Annotated in this window: 16 protein-coding genes and 2 riboswitches; of the genes, 5 read left to right on the top strand and 11 right to left on the bottom strand. The window is 50.8% G+C overall.

Features of this window, described 5'->3' with window-relative positions; translation table 11 throughout:
- Positions 1-47: 47 nt before the first annotated feature.
- Positions 48-1,142 carry a GGDEF domain-containing protein gene (locus ACTJKB_RS21415; RefSeq protein ID WP_440836403.1) on the bottom strand — a complete coding sequence of 365 codons (1,095 nt, stop codon included), beginning with the start codon at positions 1,140-1,142 and terminating at the stop codon, positions 48-50.
- Between the two features lie 286 nt (positions 1,143-1,428).
- A riboswitch (purine riboswitch) is annotated at positions 1,429-1,528 on the top strand.
- 124 nt (positions 1,529-1,652) lie between these two features.
- Between ACTJKB_RS21415 and ACTJKB_RS21410 the strand changes: the two genes are divergently transcribed.
- Entirely contained in the window at positions 1,653-3,077 is a 1,425-nt protein-coding gene (locus tag ACTJKB_RS21410; protein ID WP_440836402.1) for an NAD(P)/FAD-dependent oxidoreductase, read from the top strand.
- 459 nt (positions 3,078-3,536) lie between these two features.
- Here the strand turns inward: ACTJKB_RS21410 and ACTJKB_RS21405 are convergent, their stop codons facing one another.
- Positions 3,537-4,127 (bottom strand): nucleotidyltransferase family protein, encoded by a 591-nt coding sequence (locus tag ACTJKB_RS21405; protein ID WP_440836401.1) that lies wholly within the window; start codon positions 4,125-4,127, stop codon positions 3,537-3,539.
- Between the two features lie 177 nt (positions 4,128-4,304).
- Here ACTJKB_RS21405 and ACTJKB_RS21400 point away from each other — a divergent pair, with 177 nt between their 5' ends.
- The 3 genes from ACTJKB_RS21400 to ACTJKB_RS21390 all read left to right on the top strand — a co-directional run bounded on the left by ACTJKB_RS21400 (position 4,305) and on the right by ACTJKB_RS21390 (position 8,027).
- Positions 4,305-5,909 (top strand): LytS/YhcK type 5TM receptor domain-containing protein, encoded by a 1,605-nt coding sequence (locus ACTJKB_RS21400; RefSeq protein WP_440836661.1) that lies wholly within the window; start codon positions 4,305-4,307, stop codon positions 5,907-5,909.
- On the top strand, positions 5,906-6,634 hold the full coding sequence (locus tag ACTJKB_RS21395) for a LytR/AlgR family response regulator transcription factor (protein ID WP_440836400.1): 729 nt from the start codon (positions 5,906-5,908) through the stop codon (positions 6,632-6,634). The genes ACTJKB_RS21400 and ACTJKB_RS21395 overlap by 4 nt, the downstream gene beginning before the upstream one ends.
- A gap of 124 nt (positions 6,635-6,758) precedes the next feature.
- Positions 6,759-8,027, top strand: coding sequence for an L-lactate MFS transporter (locus ACTJKB_RS21390; RefSeq protein ID WP_440836399.1), 1,269 nt, complete (start codon positions 6,759-6,761; stop codon positions 8,025-8,027).
- 117 nt (positions 8,028-8,144) lie between these two features.
- Here ACTJKB_RS21390 and ACTJKB_RS21385 read toward each other — a convergent pair whose 3' ends face one another.
- From ACTJKB_RS21385 to ACTJKB_RS21365, 5 genes are all read right to left on the bottom strand, one after another.
- On the bottom strand, positions 8,145-9,032 hold the full coding sequence (locus ACTJKB_RS21385) for a copper amine oxidase N-terminal domain-containing protein (RefSeq protein ID WP_440836398.1): 888 nt from the start codon (positions 9,030-9,032) through the stop codon (positions 8,145-8,147).
- A gap of 197 nt (positions 9,033-9,229) precedes the next feature.
- A complete protein-coding gene (locus ACTJKB_RS21380; protein WP_440836397.1) occupies positions 9,230-9,670 on the bottom strand; it encodes a MerR family transcriptional regulator in 441 nt (146 codons plus the stop codon).
- Positions 9,671-9,690: 20 nt separating this feature from the next.
- The gene (locus ACTJKB_RS21375) at positions 9,691-10,419 is read right to left on the bottom strand and encodes an SDR family oxidoreductase (RefSeq protein WP_440836396.1); all 729 of its coding nucleotides are present in this window, start codon (positions 10,417-10,419) and stop codon (positions 9,691-9,693) included.
- 564 nt (positions 10,420-10,983) lie between these two features.
- Entirely contained in the window at positions 10,984-12,291 is a 1,308-nt protein-coding gene (gene odhB, locus ACTJKB_RS21370) for a 2-oxoglutarate dehydrogenase complex dihydrolipoyllysine-residue succinyltransferase (protein WP_440836395.1), read from the bottom strand.
- A 51-nt stretch (positions 12,292-12,342) separates the two neighbouring features.
- Entirely contained in the window at positions 12,343-15,213 is a 2,871-nt protein-coding gene (locus tag ACTJKB_RS21365; RefSeq protein WP_440836394.1) for a 2-oxoglutarate dehydrogenase E1 component, read from the bottom strand.
- Positions 15,214-15,650: 437 nt separating this feature from the next.
- Positions 15,651-15,744, top strand: a riboswitch (cyclic di-GMP riboswitch).
- 28 nt (positions 15,745-15,772) lie between these two features.
- Between ACTJKB_RS21365 and ACTJKB_RS21360 the strand changes: the two genes are divergently transcribed.
- On the top strand, positions 15,773-15,928 hold the full coding sequence (locus tag ACTJKB_RS21360) for an anti-repressor SinI family protein (RefSeq protein WP_440836393.1): 156 nt from the start codon (positions 15,773-15,775) through the stop codon (positions 15,926-15,928).
- A 104-nt stretch (positions 15,929-16,032) separates the two neighbouring features.
- Here the strand turns inward: ACTJKB_RS21360 and ACTJKB_RS21355 are convergent, their stop codons facing one another.
- From ACTJKB_RS21355 to ACTJKB_RS21340, 4 genes are all read right to left on the bottom strand, one after another.
- Positions 16,033-16,365 (bottom strand): helix-turn-helix domain-containing protein, encoded by a 333-nt coding sequence (locus ACTJKB_RS21355; protein ID WP_074110069.1) that lies wholly within the window; start codon positions 16,363-16,365, stop codon positions 16,033-16,035.
- 258 nt (positions 16,366-16,623) lie between these two features.
- Positions 16,624-17,232: a TasA family protein gene (locus tag ACTJKB_RS21350; protein ID WP_440836392.1), complete on the bottom strand. Its 609-nt coding sequence runs from the start codon at positions 17,230-17,232 to the stop codon at positions 16,624-16,626.
- A gap of 84 nt (positions 17,233-17,316) precedes the next feature.
- A complete protein-coding gene (gene sipW, locus ACTJKB_RS21345) occupies positions 17,317-17,904 on the bottom strand; it encodes a signal peptidase I SipW (RefSeq protein ID WP_440836391.1) in 588 nt (195 codons plus the stop codon).
- A 1-nt stretch (position 17,905) separates the two neighbouring features.
- Positions 17,906-19,057 carry a hypothetical protein gene (locus ACTJKB_RS21340; protein WP_440836390.1) on the bottom strand — a complete coding sequence of 384 codons (1,152 nt, stop codon included), beginning with the start codon at positions 19,055-19,057 and terminating at the stop codon, positions 17,906-17,908.
- Positions 19,058-19,485 lie beyond the last annotated feature (428 nt).

The raw sequence follows: 19,485 nt of genomic DNA, 5'->3' as shown, positions 1-19,485 counted from the left end.
TCAGAGCTTCTTGCTCTGAGGCCTTTTTTGAATGTATGACCGTTTAATCAGGCAATAACGATTTTGTTCTTGCCGGATTTTTTGGCCTCGTACAGTGCATCATCTGCCTGCTGAAAGGTGGAGCTTTTGGAGTCCGTACCGGTGTAGTCATGCATGCCTATGCTGACGGTTATTGAAGCTCCATCCATTTCGGTAATAGGCATCTCGGCAATGGCAGTTAGAATACGCGTCATGATCCTGCGTGAATCCTCCAGCTTCTTGGCCGTCAAAATCACTACAAACTCTTCTCCCCCATACCGGGCGGCGAAATCATCCGCACCAATATGCTTCAGCACCATCGCGGCAACCTGTCTCAGTACAATATCACCGACCCAGTGTCCGTACTGATCATTAACTTTTTTGAAATTATCGATATCCAGAATAGCCAGCTGCATTGGAAACGGATTACTCTGCTGGTGGTCAATCAGCCAGCCAAGATATTCGTGAAAGGTTTTGTGGTTATACAGATCGGTCAAAGGGTCAATCTTGGACAGCCGGTCCATAATGATATTTTGAATGCGCAGATCCTGCTCCGATTTCAGCGAGTTTTCCAGAGAATTCATCAGTTCACGTCCCCGGGCAATGATGCCGAAACCCGCAAGAGCAGCCCCTGTTAAGATTAGGGCAATCATAATATTTTGGACGCGCACCATATAGTCAGAAGCATGTGTACTCAGGAATAGCAGGATCATATACATCAGACAAAGAATGGAACTGGCTTTCAAATAGATATTTCTCAAATAGAGCATGGAGACTAGCAAAGGGATGAGCATAATCAGCGGCTTCACATGGAATTCGTTACTAATATTCGTAATCATCAATATTGCGATCAAATGGCTGGCAATAATGATGGAGAGTTCTGACAACAAAGGACGCCATTTATGTATGGCTTCCAGTATAAGCAAGCAACCCAGAATGATAAGGTCAGGAATCAGTATATTATTGATGAAGAAGCTTTTACCTGAAAAGTCGGGGCGTTCCCCGCTTATGGATAAAGAGACAACGATCTCAGTGGCCAGATAGACAAGTAGTACTACCCAGAATGCATTCAGGATCAGACGGTTCCAGTACGTTTGGCGAGGAGTTGGCGGTGGAATATGCATAGGATGTTCCTCTTTTCCAGTGGCAATGTATCTATACATTCGACAAAACTCACGCTTTTCCTCCAAAAAATGAATGAGACATTCGTACTATATATTGGAATCTGCAGTTTCCTATCTTGGGATTTATTCATCAATACAAATAAGTTAGGATTTTGAATGTTCGTGTTTAGGTATTTATTTTGTGCATTCTTTAGAGTTTATATGCCGGATGTGCATGGAACACGAATTATTGACATTAAACTTCCTTGACACATTCGCATATGTTCTGTAATATTCCTATTGGCTGATAAAACAATGATTAGCTGTTCGTATATCCTCAAAGATAAGGTTTGGGGGTTTCTACAGGGAACCGTAAATTCCTGGCTACGAATAGGATGCTTTTAGCATACCTATGAAGTGGTCAGGATTTTTTGTGCTGCGTTATAGAAGAACTATGATTACCGCAGAAACGGATACCGCCCTTGCTGGACATGTGAGGCCCGTTTCATCCTGGGAGGAACAGAGAAACCGATGAGTAAATATGATGTGATTGTCGTAGGTGCCGGACCGGCCGGAATCTTCGCCTGCTATGAATTGACGCGCAAAGCCCCTGAGTTGAAAGTGCTGCTGGTGGACAAGGGTCACGACATCTACCGGCGCAATTGCCCGATTCTGGAGGAGAAAATCAAACTCTGCCCTCCAGCCTCGGGACGCAAGGAATTCGCCGGCTGTCTGCCTGCCTGCTCCATTACCGCCGGATTTGGGGGAGCGGGTGCCTACAGCGATGGCAAGTTCAATATCACCACGGAATTTGGCGGCTGGATGACCGATTATCTTGCACCGTCCAAAGTGCTGGAGCTAATCCAGTATGTAGATGACATCAATCTGGAGCATGGAGCTACACCGGTCATTACGGATCCGACAACCGAAAGCATCCGAGGCATTGAGCAGCGGGGATACGCCGCCGGGCTTAAGCTGCTACGGGCGCAGGTGCGTCATCTCGGAACAGAGCAGAACTTGGAAATCCTGAAATCCATATATGAATATTTGCGGACACGCATAGATATGCTGTTCAAAACTGAGGTTCAAGATATCGTTACAGCTAAAGAAGAGGGCAAACACCGGATTACAGGGATTGTGCTAAAGAATGGTGAGAGCTATGAGGCAGGCAAGGTTATGATCGCTCCGGGGCGTGACGGCTCGGCATGGCTGACGGATGTGCTGAAGAAACGCCGGCTCAAGATGTACAACAATCAGGTGGATGTTGGCGTAAGAGTGGAAACGTCGGACGTCGTAATGCGGGAGATTAATGAGCATCTCTATGAAGGAAAGTTCATCTTCAATACCTCCGTAGGCACACGTGTCCGTACGTTCTGCAGCAATCCTTCCGGACATGTTGTCGTGGAGAATCACAGCGGAGTGATGGCGGCCAATGGGCATTCCTACAAAGACCCTGCGCTGGGATCCATGAATACCAACTTTGCGCTGCTGGTTTCGCATACCTTTACGGAGCCTTTTGACAAGCCGAATGAATACGCGCGGGAAATCTGCAAGCGGGCTAATGATCTGTCCAGCGGAGGTGTCATTGTCCAGAAATATGGGGATATTCTGCGCGGACGGCGCTCCACTGAAACACGGATTAAGGAAGGGTTTCTGGAGCCTACGCTGAAGGAAGCGGTGCCTGGTGATCTCGGACTGGTGCTGCCGTATACAACGATGAAGAGTCTGATTGAAATGGTAGAGGCACTGGAAAAAGTCACCCCAGGCATTGCCTCCGAGCATACGCTGTTCTATGGCGTGGAAGCGAAATTCTATTCCGCCCGGCCGAAGCTGACAGAGAAGCTGGAAACGGAAATTTCCGGTCTCTACTGCGGCGGTGACGGAGCGGGCATCACCCGCGGGCTGGCTCAGGCCGGTGCTGCCGGGGTCTGGATTGCACGGGGGATGCTGGAATAAGAGACCTGCGGGTTCTGCTATGCAAGAGGTACTGTAGAATCAAAAGACACAAGGGTATCGTGTGGGGAACTGCAGGAAGTGAAGTGAAACAAGTCCACTTCAATAGACGAAACGGCTTTCTGTTGAGGGAATAGTGGGAAAAAGTAGACTTGATTTAAGCAAACTCACCCGAAAGGATGGAAATGGGGCGGATTAGATCTACTTTTTCCAACTAGCGCTTGCGGAGAACCGGGATGAGACCGATTTAAGTTCACTTTTTCCAATTAGCCTGCCGTCGAATCTAATGAGGCCATCCAGCCAGCTCTAATCAGGAAAACTATAACGGCTACATTGTTCAATAAAGGACAGTGTAGCCATCACGAAGCAATCGTGCATTACTCTCTCCAGAGCGATCAAGGACCGGCGGGGAGAGATTGTTGGTGTGGTGGGCATCGACCTGGCAGTGTAGGCTCAGACCGATTAATCCTGTATGGAAAGGACTTGAAGCTGATTCCAGATCCGCTGCCAGTTCTTCTTCGCTATCCGGGATTCATAGATCGGATGCAGCTTGGGGTTGGCGCTAAAATGCGGGGAGGGGCGGACGATCATATGGATCACATCCGAGACCCCGTGCGGAGCGGCCAACCTAAGCTCCCCGTGTTCGTCCATCGCAAGACCTAACGCAGTCGCTGTCTCGGGGAATTTGGACATGCCGTCTGTGGACGAGGAGTACGGGGCGATGCCGTTAACCGCATGCATTCTCGCCTGGTTTTTGACTGACCAGGGGATAGAAGGGTATACACTCCGCAGCTTCTCCTCCCAGACCTTCTCGATCTCCTCCCGGAGGTCTTCCGGGTCGTAATAGATCACATCAACATCCGCCAAGGGTGTTCTTTCAGTAAAGCCATGCTGTACATCCCACACTTTGGAGCGCACAAATCCGGCGCATACCCAGGAGTCTGTTAATTGCAGCCCCCTTGCAGCCGCCAAAATATCCATCATCCAGCGATCTTCTTTCACCGCCTGCAGCAAATCCTCTTCATTCTGTATCCGCAGCATCAGCACCTCCATGAATTACACGCATTATTCTCATTATAAACCTTATCTTAAGTTCAGTTTATATATTGGATTGCTTATGCAGCAAGGTGCATTCTATAATGGACCGATAGATTGACCTTTGGAGGCGTGGCTGTGGGACATAATCTGACGATACTGCTGCAATTGTTTGAGAGGGCGGCGCTGCTGCTGATGTGTCTGTTCGTGCTGACACGGGTGCCGCGGTTTAAGGAGATCTTCGTTAAAGGGGCGTATGCTCCCCAGGAACTCGCGATGGTGACGGTGGTCTTCAGTCTGTTTGCAATCCTAGGAACCTATACAGGTATAAATGTAGAAGGCTCCCTGGTGAATGTGCGGATCATCGCCATCGTAGCCGGAGGGATTCTGTTTGGCCCATGGGTAGGCCTGATTACCGGGATGATCTCCGGGGTTCATCGTTTTCTCATTGATATCGGAGGAATCACTTCAGTGCCCTGCCTGATTACGAGCATTACGGCGGGGATTGTCTCGGGTGTCATTTATCGCCGGACCTCCGCAGAGCGCCGCTGGATTGCGGGAATTCTGGCCGGAATGGCCTGTGAAGCGCTGACGATGGTGCTGATTCTGGTTATGGCGAATCCGGCGTCCCTGGGTGCGGACATCGTATCCAAGATTGCTTTTCCGATGATTGTCGGCCAGATCAGTGTGGGTCTTATCGTCATGCTCGTGCAGAGCGTGGAAGGCGAGAAGGAGCGGATTGCGGCGAAGCAGTCCAAGCTGGCCCTCGACATTGCCAATAAGACGCTGCCGTATTTCCGGAACATCAACCCCCAGTCGCTGCGGACCATATGCGGGATCATCAAGGAGGATATTGGAGCCGATGCAGTCGCCATTACCGATACCCGTTACATCCGCGCCTATGTTGGCGTTGGAGAGGAATATTACGCGGAAGCAAACGAGATTATCAGCGAAGAAACGAAAATGACCCTCCGAAGCGGCGAGATTACCATCCGCGACGATGATACGGAATATATGAACCGGGCGATCCGCTCACTAATCATTATCCCGCTCAAAGAGAAGGGCGAGGTCACGGGCGCGCTCAAGATTTATTACACCAAAGCCCATAAAATCACCTATTCGCTGCAGGCGATGGCGGTGGGGCTGTCGCAGATTATCTCTACGCTGATGGAGGTGTCCCGGGTGGAGGGCATCAAGGAGATGGCCAACAAGGCGGAGCTAAAGGCGCTGCAGACAAGCATTAATCCCCATTTTCTGTTCAATGCGCTGAACGCGATCATTTCTTCCATCCGCATCGACCCGGATAAGGCGCGGGAGCTGATCGTCAATCTGTCAGGCTATATGCGCTACAATCTGGAGCTGACCGATGAGTTCATTGATATCCGGCGCGAGCTGCAGCAGGTCCAGCAATATGTAGAGATCGAAAAAGCGCGCTTCGGCAGCCGTCTAGCCGTGGACTATGACATTGACGAGGTAGAGGTGCGGATTCCCAGTCTGATCATTCAGCCGCTGGTGGAGAATGCGATTGTCCATGGCATCCTGAAGGCGAAGGGCCAAGGGACGGTGACGATTTCCGTGAAGGATCTGGGTGGCATGGTGCGGATCGGTATTACCGATACGGGTATAGGGATCAATGAGGAAACGATTGAGAAGGTCTACAGCGGAGATATGCCGGATAACAAAATCGGGCTGTACAATGTGCATCAGCGGGTAAAGCTGATATACGGCAATGGCTTGACGATCCACAGGCTGGATAAAGGGACGGAGATCTATTTCGACGTCACAAAGGAGCAGCGATGAGAGCGATAATTGTAGAGGATGAAGTACTGGCAAGGCAGGAGCTTGCTTTTCTGATCGGGGCACACAGCAACATAAGAATTGCCGCCGAGTTTGAGGACGGGCTGGACGCGCTGAAGTATCTGCAGACGGAGGAAGTGGATGTGCTTTTTCTGGATATCAATATTCCTTCCATTGACGGTGTACTGCTGGCCCAGAATATCAGCCGGTTCTCGGTCAAGCCCTATATCGTGTTCATTACTGCGTATAAGGAGCATGCTGCCGAGGCGTTTGAGATTGAAGCTTTTGACTATATTCTGAAGCCCTACAGTGAAATGAGAATCAAGGCGATGCTGAGTAAGCTGGAGGGGGCATTTGCTGCACGCGGACATCAGGCGGGGGAAGAACATGTGAAGGTCAGCGATAAGGTCAATCTGTGGAAAAATGAGAAGATCATCGTCGTCGATGCCGATGACATCTATTATGCTTCCGCCCAGGAGAAGACGACAAGTGTCATCACCAAAGGGGAGGAGTACAGTATGGCCTTAAGCATCAGTGAGTTTCACAGCCGATTGCCGCAGGACCGCTTCTTCCGCTGTCACCGCTCATATGTCGTGAATCTGTCCAAAATCAAGGAAATCATCCCCTGGTTCAATAATACCTACCTGCTCCGGCTTCGCGATCTGGACTATGAAGTGCCGGTCAGCCGCAGCAAGGTGAAGGAATTCAGGCAGATCATGCGCATCTAGCGGCAGTTCATTCCCTGATCCAGTCATCTCATTCCGGATTTCTCTCAAGAAAGTGCATTATCGCTACAATGAAGAGGCAAAGAAGGCCTCGAAGCGATCAATAGAGAGAAAGAAGGAATACCCCATGACAACGACTACAGCGGGCAGCAAGCGGTGGCTCATCGTGTTAGGTACAGTGATTATGCAGATGGGACTGGGCACGATCTATACCTGGAGCCTGTTCAATGCACAGCTCGTCAGTAAATTCGGCTGGGAGCTCAGCTCTGTTTCGATAACCTTTTCCATTACCAGCTTTGCCCTGGCCTTCGCGACGCTGTTCGCGGGGAAACTGCAGGACCGGTTCGGCCTCCGCAGACTGACCGCTGCCGCAGGGATTATGCTGGGTCTGGGTCTGATCCTAAGTTCACAGGCCAGCTCCCTTCCGATGTTTTACCTGCTGGCCGGTGTAGTTGTCGGGTTTGCAGATGGAACGGCGTACATTACGTCGCTGTCCAATCTGATAAAATGGTTTCCGAAGAATAAAGGCTTAATCTCAGGTGTATCGGTAGGTGCCTATGGAACAGGAAGCCTGGTGTTCAAATATATCAACGGTAGTCTGATTGAGTCGGCAGGGGTGTCTAATGCTTTCTTGTATTGGGGCCTTATGGTTATGGTTATGATCGTTGTGGGTTCACTGCTGGTTCGGGAAGCACCTGTTGCCGCCCCGGCACAAGCTACAAGGGGCAAAGCAGCTCTTTCAGCTGCTGGCCCTGCTGTTCCGGTTCCGGTGAAAGACTATACCGTCAAAGAAATGCTCCGTACGAAGGAAGCATACCTGCTGTTCGTCATTTTCTTCACTGCCTGCATGAGCGGTCTCTATCTGATTGGTATCGTTAAGGATATCGGGGTGCAACTGGCTGGTCTGGATATTGCAGCAGCGGCGAATGCCGTGGCGATGATCGCCATCTTCAATACGGCCGGCCGGCTGATTCTGGGAGCCTTGTCTGACCGTATGAGCCGCTTGAAGCTGGTCAGTGCGACCCTTCTGGTCACCGCCGCAGCGATGCTGATCTTAAGCTACGCGACCTTGAGCTACGGATTGTTCTTCGCTTGTGTGGCAGCAATCGCTTTCTGCTTCGGAGGTAATATTACAGTGTTCCCGGCCATTGTCAGCGACTTCTTCGGCCTTAAGAACCACAGCAAGAACTATGGAATCGTCTACCAGGGCTTCGGGCTCGGCGCATTATCCGGTTCGTTCATCGCCGCGTTCCTCGGCGGATTCAAGCCTACCTTCATTGTGATCGGAATTCTGTGTATCCTGTCCTGCATCCTTGCGGTTTCCCTGAAGCCTCCGGTGCAGAAGCAGGCAAGAGAAAAGGGAATGAGCCTGAAGCCTTCACGGCATACGGCTTGAGCCATATATAGATACATGTCGGCTTAAGAAAATTAGAGACAAAGAGAATCTACCTGAAAAAGAGATATCCAGGCCCTCCGCGCAGACGGCAGGTGGATATCTCTTTTTTAGTTGCATTTATTGTTCTTCTGGGATTTCAAAAAATCGATTCAGCTTGATTTCTTTTTGTCCTAAGGAAGTAGTTTGGCCATTCGTTTCAATAAAGCCATACGTAGCTTCCATGATGGGAAGCATGAGATGATAAAAGGCTACCCGGCTGTTAAGGGTAGGCACGCTGCCGTCCTGATTCGTTATTTTATACGGTAAGAAGAACAGTTCGTTAGAAGATTTGGCGGACGGATCAAATTGTGCAGTCCATAGTTGTTCGCTGTGATTGCCGACTATTTCATAATAGGAGATCCCATTTCCCCCCAAAATGAAGAACTGATTAGACTTTCCCTGCGGAAAGTAGTAGTCCTGGTTCTGGCTATCGTTAGTTACACTAAAATTTTTTAGCAGACTTACTTTAGGGTATTGGACGGCTGCTGAACGTGCTTCAGCCAGGTTTTTTGATGTCAGTTGGGTTGTTAAAGCATCACTAGCCTTGGCAACATAAATGGTGCGTGTATTAGCATTCCAAATGATATGAGCATTGGCCGATTCCGCAATAAACCGCAAAGGTACCATGACGCGTCCATTTTCCAAAGATGAGGAAACGGATAAAGCAACTTTCTTCGAGCCAATGGTGGCAAACTTTTGACCGGCAACTAATGTTACAGTTTCACCTTTTCGGGTAATGGTAATGGTTTTGGATGCATTATCCCATTTCACCGATATACCCGGTATTTGTTGTACCACATTTAACGGAACAATCGTGGTTCCGCCTTTAATATAAGGGGCTACGTCGGTATTTACGGTTGCATCGTTCACAATGACTGCAATTTTCGTGGGAGCTGCCATTGCTGCTCCTGATGCTAAGAAAAATATAGATAGCAATAAAACACCCGTTCTTAAAAACTTCGTCATTCTAAATATCCTCCCTTACTATTTTTTGGAAATTTACTATGCATTTAAACAGACGCAACACCACTTGAAAAGTTTCAGTGAACTAAAAAAAGAATCTAAAGAATAATTTGAAAAGACCCCCAAATGAAGCCGTTGTCCACGCTTAGGTGGAGAAACAGTTTATTTGGGGGCTGATATTCAGCTCAGAATGAATGGACTTATTGACCGCTGCTATCCGGAGTCTCGCAGTCGTAAGAATCAGTATTCGGATTCTCTGCCAGCTCGCGGAAGTGGCGGAGCTTATAACGGATAACCTCTTGCGTCTCTTGGAGTTTTGCAATCTCACGGGCGATTTTGTCATTGTGCGCTTCCAGCAGGGTGTACCGTTCGGATAGCGTGCCATCGCCCTGATGGGTCAGCTCCAGATAATGCCGCATTTCTTCCAGTGTCATTCCGGTAGCCTTGAGGCGCATCAGGAAACGGATGCCAAGAATCTGGTCCTTGCTGTAGTGTCTATGGCCGTTGGGTTTGCGGTCGGCATACGGCAGCAGACCAATCCGCTCATAATAGCGTATCGTATCCTCAGTTAAGCCGGTCAGTTCTGCAGCCTGGCTGATGGAAGTGACGGTCTCCGGAATTTCTTGCGCAGTAATGTCCATTGGAACCTCCTTGAGTAACATTACCAAGGAACTTCTCCATTCTCATCGAAAAATCCTCCTGTCGGGCCATCTGCATCCAGTGTAGCCAGACGTACAGCAATCTTAGCCCCTTGCTCTACGGTACGTTGACCGGTGAAGCCATTGAGATCGGTGGCGGTGAAGCCGGGATCTCCTGAATTAATCTTGAGCGGAGTATCCTTGAATTCCTTGGCAAAAGTAATCGTAGCCATGTTAACCGCCGCTTTGGAGCTATTGTACGCAAGCAGATTAAATGCGGCATGCTCGTGATGGGGATCGCTGTTGAAGGTCAAGGAACCAAGGCCGCTCGACATGTTGACGATCCGTCCAGCCGGAGATTGCAGGAGCAGTGGGAGCATAGCTCTGGTTACAGCAATCGTACCGAAAAAGTTAGTTTCGAACGTTGCTCTGAGGTCATCCATCGGCAATTGGCTTGGAGCAGCACCGCCCCCAAGGGAAATGCCCGCATTGTTGATAAGCACATCAAGACCACTATATTCCTTAGCAATCGTTTGCGCCGCAGCTGCAATGCTATCCTGGTCCTGCAGATCAAGCTGGATAAAGTGTGCATGGATGCCTTCCTGTGTCAAAGCGGCTGCCGCTTCGCTGCCACGCTGCTCATCACGTGAGCCGATCAGGATTCTATGACCGAGGGCTCCGAGTTGTCTGGCTGTTTCGAAGCCAATCCCTTTATTTGCGCCTGTGATCAGAACGGTTGTAGGTTGTGTCATTCCTTAGTTCCCCTTTTCATCTTCCAAGATACGGTGGCCACCTGCCATGAATGTACTACTTGGAGTATGCTCAAAGTCAAGGAACAATTTTAAGGAGGGCGTTGCAGGATGAGAAAAGGAGGAGAGGAGGGCGGATAAGAGAAGGGCAGATAAGGGGAGTGGAGATGGGTTATGGGAGTTGCTGAGGTGAGGAAGCGTCTTGCCTAACCAAGAGGTCTCTTATCGGTTGGATGCTTAGCTCACTCTGTTATAGTGGAAAAAAGTAGAACTAATCTATGCCCTAGAGTGGAAATGCAAGTAAAATTGCCTGGATTAGGTGGATGAAATCCATATAATTACTTATATAATGATGATTTTGACAAAAATAGGTGGAGATAATCCACTTACCTTTCTGCTGGGCATAGTTGTGAAGGGGAATTAATTGTAAGGGGTTTCCGTGTAGGCAGGAATAGAATTGTTATAGAGAAAGAGGGCTACGCAGACGAGTTCAAACTGTCTGTGTAGCCCTCTTGAAGAAGATTATTTCTAGATTTGTGGTGATTTCTTGTCCGAAGATGTAAGGGATCAGCCTTCCAGCAGCAGCGCCTCGGGATCTTCCAGCAATTCCTTGACCTTGACGAGGAAGCTAACCGCTTCGGAGCCGTCTACGATGCGGTGATCGTAGGACAGTGCGATGTACATCATCGGGCGGTTGGCACTTCTTTCTTCGTCCAGGGCGATCGGACGGAGCTGGATCTTGTGCATACCGAGAATACCGACCTGCGGTGTATTGAGGATTGGTGTCGACATGAGCGAGCCGAAAACCCCGCCATTGGTGATAGTGAAGGTACCGCCCTGCAGCTCTGGCAGGCTTAGCGTATTTGTGCGTGCCTTGGAGGCCAGCTCACCGATCTTCCGTTCAATTTCCGGGAAGCTCAGCCGGTCTGCATCGCGGACGACCGGTACTACGAGGCCTTCCTTGGCAGATACTGCAATGCCGATGTCATAGTATTTCTTGATCAGAAGATCCTCGCCGTCGATCTCGGCGTTCAGCAGCGGGTAGGCCTTGAGTGCGCCGATCACCGCTTTGGTGAAGAAGGACATGAAGCCGAGTCCGACATCATGCTTCTCTTTGAAGGCATCCTTGCGGCGCTTGCGGATGTCGAGAATCGCGGTCATGTCCACCTCGTTGAAGGTGGTCAGCATGGCCGCGGTGTGCTGCGCCTCGACGAGGCGGCTCGCGATGGTCAGCCGTCTGCGCGACATGCGCTTGCGCTCGACGGCTTTGCCTTCCTCCTGCGGCGCGGAGCTTGCCGCCGCAGGCTTCACCGGCGCAGGCGCGGCCGCTGCCGCCGGAGCGCTTGGCGCAGCGGCCTCCGGCCCGGCTGCGCCATGGCCCTTCACATCGGCCGTAGCAATCCGGCCGATGGGGTCGCGGGCACTGACCTCGCCGAGGTCGATGCCCCGCTCCCGCGCGAGCTTGCGCGCCCCCGGCGAAGCCAGGGCCGCAGTGCCCGCCGCCGCTGCATCGGGTGCGGCGGGGGCAGCTGGCGCCGCTGCCTGCGGTGCGGCAGCCGCTGGGGCTTCGCTGCTCGCAGCAGGAGCCTCCGGCTTGCCGGCCGCAGCGCTCTGCGGCGCTTCGGCGCCTGCCGTACCGGCGCCGCTGCCGATGATGCCGATCGCTTCGCCGACGGCTACATTCTCGCCGGCCTGGCGCAGAATGGAGGAGATGACGCCATCCTCCTCTGCACTGATCTCCAGGTTGACCTTGTCAGTCTCCAGTTCAGCCAGCACATCTCCCTGGCCGACCGTATCCCCTTCTTTTACCAGCCATTTGTAGATCGTTCCTTCGGAAATAGATTCGCCCAAATCGGGTACTTTAATTTCGGACACAGGCCCTTACCTCCCCAAATAGAATAGTTTACATTATCGTGACACCGCCCTCTATCTGGAAGACGGTACAGCCGCTTGTACTTGCGAGTTCAATTTCAGGGCTTCTGTTACTATACGACGTTGCTCAAAAGCATGCACGTCCGCATAACCGCTGGCCGGGCTGGAACGCTCCGGACGGCCGATATACTGCACCTTGACGTTCTGCGGGGCGATGGCCCGCAGCCGGGGCTCGGCATAACTCCAGCCGCCCATGTTCTTCGGCTCTTCCTGCAGCCATACGATTTCCGTAAGGGAACCCATCGAACTGAGTTGAGCTGCCAGTTCCCGTTCAGGGAATGGATAGAGCTGCTCCAGACGGAGGATATGCAGCCAGGACCAGTCCTGATCCTTGGCGGCTTCCAGCTCTGTCTGCAGATCGAGTGTCACCTTGCCGCTGCACACTACCAGGCGTTTGATCTCCCCTGGACTGCCGCCAAGGAGCGGCTCGGGAAATACAGGCTGGAATCCGCCGGAAGCCAGCTCGGCTCCGGAGGAGGTGCTGCGCGGGTTACGGATCAAGCTCTTCGGAGCCATGATCACGAGCGGGCGGGCATCCCCCTTGCCGCACAAGGCTGCCTGACGGCGCAGAAGATGGAAATACTGCGCAGCGGAGCTGAGATTGGCTACGGTCCAGTTCTCCTCAGCGGAGAGCTGCAGATACCGTTCCAGCCGGGCACTGGAGTGCTCAGGGCCTTGCCCTTCATACCCATGCGGCAGCAGGATCGTCAGATTGCTGCGCTGGGTCCATTTCGCGCGTCCGGCAGCGATGAACTGGTCGATGATAACCTGAGCGGCATTGGCAAAGTCGCCATACTGTGCTTCCCAGATCACGAAGGTTTCTGGCGCGAACACATTGTAGCCGTATTCGTAGCCGAGTACCGAGGCTTCCGAGAGCGGGCTGTTGTACACCCCGAAGGAGGCCTTGGAATTGCTAAGCTGGTGCAGCGGAGAGAACAGCGCACCTGTCTCGCTGTCGTGCAGCACCAGATGACGGTGGGCGAAGGTCCCTCTCTGGGAATCCTGGCCGCTTAGGCGGATCGGCGTACCGTCCTTCAGGATAGTGGCGAATGCCAGCGTTTCGGCCAGTGCCCAGTCTACCCGTTCCCCGTCATTCAGCGCATCCTTGCGGCGCTGCAGAATCCGCTCCAGCTTCGGATACACCTTGAAGCCTTCCGGTACCGTAAGCAGCTCCCGGTTGATCTGCTGCAGCTGCTCCAGCTGCACCGCCGTGGATTGCGGCTGGGCTGCTTCCGTTTCGAGTGGTACCGAGGTTTTGGCTTCTCCGTTCTTACGCTTGCCATCCTTCATCAGGTCGAAGGCTTCCTGCAGCACTTTTTCGGCATCAAGGTTCATCTGGCTCACATCATCTGCTGTGATGATCTTCTCCCGCTGCAGGCGTTCCGCATAGATACGGTAGACCGTGGGATGGTTCCGCACTCTGCCGTACACAATCGGCTGTGTGGTTTCAGGATCATCCATCTCATTATGGCCGTGGCGGCGGTATCCGATCAGATCAATCACGAAATCCTTCTTGAACTGATTGCGGTAGGCGCTGGCCAAGCGGACAGCCGAGATGCAGGCCTCCGGATCATCGGCATTGACATGAACCACGGGGATTTCATAGCCTTTGGCAAGGTCGCTGGCATAATGGGTAGAACGGGAATCTTCACTTTCGGTAGTGAAACCGATCCGGTTATTGACGATAATATGCACCGTACCGCCATTGGAGTACCCTTTGAGCTTGCCGATGTTGAGCGTTTCCGCAACAATCCCTTCGCCGGGAAAAGCGGCATCCCCATGCATCAGCACAGCAATGGCCTTGTTCGTGTCGAGCTGCGGCAAACCCGGGGAATTCCGGTCTTCCTGAGCTGCACGTGTAAAGCCTTCAACGACAGGGTTGACGAATTCCAGATGGCTTGGGTTATTGGCCAGTGTAATCCGGGTCCGGACGGTCTCGCCCTCGCGCACGGCGCGGTCAGCGCCCAGATGGTATTTCACATCGCCGGTCCAGCCGTAGTTAATGCCCATGGAGCCTTCAGAAGGGAAAAGCTCCTTATTCGGAGAATGATGGAATTCCGAGAAAATAATATCATAGGGTTTTCCGAGAATATGAGCCAGCACATTCAGCCGTCCGCGGTGGGCCATGCCCATCAGGATATGCTCTGCACCATCATGCGCGGCGGCACGGACAATCTCGTCCAGCATGGGAACCAGCGCGTCATTGCCTTCCAGGCTGAAGCGTTTTTGGCCGACAAAGGTCTTATGCAGGAAGGTCTCAAACTGCTCTACCTGGATCAGGCGGTTCAGCAGCTCTTTGCGCTCAGTATTATTCAGCGGCGCGGGGGAGCTTGTGGACTCTGCTTGACTGTTCAGCCAGCGAAGCTCCTGTTCGTCGTGCACATGTCCGAATTCGTAGGCGATAGTCTGCGTATATGCCTGACGCATCCGGTGAACGGCATCCCAGGCGGTATGAACATCCGGCGGCGCATTCTCCCAGATCAGCGAGGCAGGCAAGGCAATCAGGTCCTCGCGGGTCAAGTCATAGGTTTGATAATCCAGCCATTTCGCCATAGGGTTGTTCCCCTGCTCCAGCGGATCGATATTGGCGGCCATATGGCCATATATACGAATATTGGCGATTAGCTTGGAAGCTCGTACGGCCTTTCTAAGCCACGCGGTGTCTCCCGAAAGGGCCGGTTGCGGGGCCTGAACGGCATCCGGAGCGAGCGGAGGAGGGCCGGAAACGGTAAACAAATCGCGGTAATGATGTTCTACGGATGAAGGATCATGAACAAATTGCTCATATTTTTCTTGAATGTAGCCCAGATTGGGGCCGTGATACTTACTCCAAATGGATTCGTTATAGGGCTCTTTAACTGCCATGAATACATCCTCCTAACGGATGAACTCCACGTGCCGCATGAGGCTTGGGCGCCCAGTGGAGCTGCGATGGTTGCGGTTTCATTCCTCATCTTATTGTGCTACTTTCAAGGCGTGTAATCAATTCATACTTTCGGGGAATCCGTTCGCAAAACGGCATGATTCAGTCCTTAAATGATGAAAAACGGATATCGGTTACCGGAAGCTGGATGTGAACCGTATAATAAGGTGATAATTACCTACGAATGCCCACAAATGCTTCATGAACAGTTCCTAAGGTCATATCTATTGGACAAATCCCAGCAAAAAAAACTGTTCTTTTGCACTACTTGTCATAAATAAATTCCATAAATCGACACACTTTTCTTGTGAGATCTTATATAATGTTATTGCGGATAACGGTTTCATTGTTTTCTAACCAGATCCTTTCATGTAAAGGATCCAGTAAAGGGTAAACCTGCTGAAAGGCAGGGACACAAAGTCTCGGGTCTAATGTAGAAATGCTTCAACTACTACGACGGCCGGACTGCCTGGGGACGCAAAAATTCTAGGAGGAGATATCTTGGATAAGTCCAACCAGGGGAATGACGGAGAACTGCTGATGGGTGATCTGGATCTAGAATGGGTGTATTTGCTGATGTCGGCGAAGAAAGCAGGCATCGGGGCAGATGAAATCCGCCGGTTTTTAAGTGAAAAGACAACGTTGCAGGTGATGTAGGGGCGTTACTTTGCGGGAATACATACAGAAAAGGGCACAGCGGTCATACGCTGTGCCCTTTTCTGTATCGCTGGAGCCTTAGGACAACCTAGGACGATCGTCCATTATTGATCCTTCTGCTCCAGCCGCCATTTTTGATAATCGAGGAATTCTTTGAATTCCCGTTTGCTTATACCGGAAGCCATGGCTTCCTGAACGAGCCGGAACCATTCGCCATCTAGTGCGGATTCGTCAGTCTCTGAGGGCTCGCCATAGAGCAGGCTGTGGATAGACACCTGGAGCGCATCGGCGATTTTTTCGATGAATTGAATAGAGGGGTTGGATTGGATATTTCTTTCTACATTGCTTAAGTATGATTTTGCCACATCAGCCTTGTCCGCTAATTCGGATAAGGACCAGCCTTTTTCCAGACGGAGTTGGTGGATGCGACTTCCCATATTATCCGGCACGATTACAACGCCCCTCCGTACTTATTGTTAAAATATAAGAATTTATATGTTTCACGCTATAAATTATCCTTATATTTCTCGCTGAAGCGGATACCGTCTTTAAATGACGGCGAAGCCGTTTCCACTTGTCAGTATAACAAATTTCCGTAAAACGGACAAAAATCAATCGTTACAAAGAAAAAACAGCCTAATCTGCTCCGGCTCCGGAATCAGGGTAGGCTGCTTCAGAATGCAGTCCGTTATGAATTAATAATCTTTTTTAGGGCCTTGTTTGGCCTCGAAGTTCCAAGTCAGCTTCAGCTTATCCTTTTGGAAATAGTTCTGCGTTTCACCGTTGTCAACGAATTCGAACTTGACTGTAAAGCTGTCGCTGCTCTGAGCTTTGATGCCGTCAGCTTCCGTCCAGATTTGATCCAGACCGGTATTGTTTACAAGATCGGGGGTTTGGCTCTTCAAGGCATCCAGTGTGGTTTCGTATACGACAACCTCCGGTGTGAGAATGGTTCCTTTATCATTGTTTTTCAGAAATTTAACCTTGATGAATTTGCTGAGATCGACACCGTTGTTGTCGCCAAGCGTATCTGTAATCTCTGTGGTGGTCTTCAGCAATATTGAGCCGATATCCAGGGTTCCGTCATTTTTGAGCTTGAAGGTTTTGCTTACGGTATCACCCGGTTTCAGGTTAGGGATATCCACGATTACGGAAGGATCAGAATTCAGATCCAGTGTGCCTGCTGCGAAGGTTGCCGTACTTGTCGCAGTATCGCTGAAATATGCGAAGGTTCCTCCGCCAATCAAAGACAAACCGAGTGCTGCCGATGCCATGCCAAAACCCAATGTTTTCTTGATACCCATATTCTAATTCCTCCTCTGATTAGTAAAGCGAATGATAAATGTATATTGTATCTTCCGTTTCGTAGGCGGAAGCGGACAATCGGATCAGGGCTGTATGTCAGTTCCCGGAGGTGCCTGGGGAAGCACGGTGTTTTTTTTCTCAAGCGCCGTAAGAGCCTTCCATGAACTGTAGAGCGCATAGAGCAGGAGCAGCAGTCCGGGAACGATCATCAGGACCACACTGCCGGCTTTGGAGGCGGCAAAATTCATGGCATATCCTACATAAGGAATGGTGACTCCGGTGTACTCGGCCACAATATTCCCTGAACTTACGGGGGTCATATCCACGGCGTCATTGTTATCGCCTTTGGTATGATAGATGACCTCGCCGGCAGCGGTTTTTGCTGAAGCATCCACAATACGGTGAGTGATCAGAACATTATCCTCGCTCATAAAGGTGATGACATCGCCCTTAGTGAACCGGGTCATGTCTCCTCCGGGTTTCAGGGCAACGATGGATCCGGTTTGAATACCAGGCTCCATTGAACCGGAAAGCACCGACTTGATCTCATATCCAAAAAGAGTAGGCTCGCCTCCCGAGGCCCTGGATACTACAACGGCTGCTGCCAGCACCACGAAAATAAATACCATTACTGCGGATAAAGTATGGCTAATTATTTTTTTGATAAGCATGTCAGTCTCCACCTTTAATGAGTTGTGGCTCCGAAGGTGATGCGGTCATTTCCGGACCTGGTATCGGAGGCTCTGTTGCCTGAGGTTCTTGGGTAGGTGTCACTGTCACATCTCCGTTCGGAGGCGTGATCTGGTTGTCACCGGTTGGTGCTGGAGTGGCGCTGGCTTCGGGTTCATCTGGAGCTGCCGTACTAACGGCTTTAGGCTCAGGTGTGGCTTTTGATTCAGCCTTGGCCTTCTCTTCGTCTTCCTTCTTCTGTTTCTCAAGGGCCAGCTTGGCTTCTACTTCCTGTTTGGCTTTATCCAGTTCCTCTTGCCGGGCCTTCTCGATCTCTTCAAGCCGCTTACTGCGGGTCTGGCTAACGAGCTGCTGCTGCTGCTCAAGCCCTGAAATACCGGCGGTTGCGTTATCCTTGGCGCTGCTCAGATCCGAATCCAACTTGTCATACATTGAAACCAGTTCTACGGATAACTCTCCCGGCGACTGTCCGAAAGCAGCTATGATCGGAAAAAGCTGTGACGGTTCTTCCGGGATGGAATTTAGTGGGCTGTAGACTGCTTCGTTAACCGTTATTGGGAATGGAGTATTGCCGTTTTGAATGGCCTCCAGGTAATGAACGATTGCGGCTATGGAAGCAGTAAAGGATTCGGAGAGCACACCGTTTTGGCTAAGACTGTTCTGTAACCCGTCAAAGAATTCCTTATCTCTAATTTCCAGACAATTGGGATCGAGATCAATCATATATCCTCCAATCTGTGCCAGAACCGCAGCTGCAGCGCTGATCTCTGCGTGAATCTTGTTCCAAATCTCGCTGTTGGCGGCCCTTTGGCCCTCAATGGCATTCAGATCGGAATGAAGATCTGCAACCTGCCTTGAAATCTCCTTTTCCGCTATTTCAAGTTCATCCAAGGACATAGACTCGATTCCAGTTATTCCTGTTAATCCGGCTTGGGAACTGTAACCTTTCAAGGTTGCTTTTAAAACCTCGGCTGTATTGAGATGTTCTTTTAATTCGCTGAGCAGCTGCTTGATGGAATCCGGGAATACTTTGCAAAACCCAATGGTGCTGACTGTCTCCGCGGTACCGTTAAATCCTCCATAAGTACTGCCGATTTGGCCAGAGGCCGACAGCAGGAGAACGGATATGGCCATCCCGGACTGCAGGATGCGAAGACCGGTTTTTTGGTTTTTTCTTTTACGCCGTTTGGCGGATCTGGGGTACAGAGGCGGGCCCCCCTCTCATGACTTCCTATTGATGTTATTCGCTATATTCGTTCTTAATTAAGAACGTTTTCGTAAGGAAATCATACACTGACTGCCGGGCAAAAGAAAAATGTTAATTTAGTCTAAATGTTCGCAATAAAGTCCGTTAATTATTATTTATCTGCTGATATCTAGCTAAATCGCTGTTTTTCAAGAAATGTTCTTTATAAAGAACGGAATGATGGGAGGTTGATCTGTCTGATGGGGAGGAGCAGAGGGCGAAAACAAAGGCAGAAATGCCTTTGAATCCGGGCAAAGTGGGCCTGAGGGCGAAACCAAAGGCAGAAATGCCTTCGGTTCGTGCCAACATGGCCCGG

Origin of the sequence: Paenibacillus sp. 22594, from assembly GCF_052044425.1 — a bacterium.
GTDB lineage: Bacteria > Bacillota > Bacilli > Paenibacillales > Paenibacillaceae > Paenibacillus_AQ.
The sequence above is the reverse complement of the archived record's forward strand: the minus strand, read 5'-3'. Positions and strand labels throughout refer to the sequence as shown.

Bases quoted from the DNA above. Each gene is read 5' to 3' on its own strand.
- ACTJKB_RS21415 (WP_440836403.1), bottom strand. From the start codon at position 1,142: ATGCATATTCCACCGCCAACTCCTCGCCAAACGTACTGGAACCGTCTG.
- ACTJKB_RS21410 (WP_440836402.1), top strand. From the start codon at position 1,653: ATGAGTAAATATGATGTGATTGTCGTAGGTGCCGGACCGGCCGGAATC.
- ACTJKB_RS21405 (WP_440836401.1), bottom strand. From the start codon at position 4,127: ATGGAGGTGCTGATGCTGCGGATACAGAATGAAGAGGATTTGCTGCAG.
- ACTJKB_RS21400 (WP_440836661.1), top strand. From the start codon at position 4,305: ATGTGTCTGTTCGTGCTGACACGGGTGCCGCGGTTTAAGGAGATCTTC.
- ACTJKB_RS21395 (WP_440836400.1), top strand. From the start codon at position 5,906: ATGAGAGCGATAATTGTAGAGGATGAAGTACTGGCAAGGCAGGAGCTT.
- ACTJKB_RS21390 (WP_440836399.1), top strand. From the start codon at position 6,759: ATGACAACGACTACAGCGGGCAGCAAGCGGTGGCTCATCGTGTTAGGT.
- ACTJKB_RS21385 (WP_440836398.1), bottom strand. From the start codon at position 9,032: ATGACGAAGTTTTTAAGAACGGGTGTTTTATTGCTATCTATATTTTTC.
- ACTJKB_RS21380 (WP_440836397.1), bottom strand. From the start codon at position 9,670: ATGGACATTACTGCGCAAGAAATTCCGGAGACCGTCACTTCCATCAGC.
- ACTJKB_RS21375 (WP_440836396.1), bottom strand. From the start codon at position 10,419: ATGACACAACCTACAACCGTTCTGATCACAGGCGCAAATAAAGGGATT.
- ACTJKB_RS21365 (WP_440836394.1), bottom strand. From the start codon at position 15,213: ATGGCAGTTAAAGAGCCCTATAACGAATCCATTTGGAGTAAGTATCAC.
- ACTJKB_RS21355 (WP_074110069.1), bottom strand. From the start codon at position 16,365: ATGGGAAGTCGCATCCACCAACTCCGTCTGGAAAAAGGCTGGTCCTTA.
- ACTJKB_RS21350 (WP_440836392.1), bottom strand. From the start codon at position 17,232: ATGGGTATCAAGAAAACATTGGGTTTTGGCATGGCATCGGCAGCACTC.
- sipW (WP_440836391.1), bottom strand. From the start codon at position 17,904: ATGCTTATCAAAAAAATAATTAGCCATACTTTATCCGCAGTAATGGTA.
- ACTJKB_RS21340 (WP_440836390.1), bottom strand. From the start codon at position 19,057: ATGGCCATATCCGTTCTCCTGCTGTCGGCCTCTGGCCAAATCGGCAGT.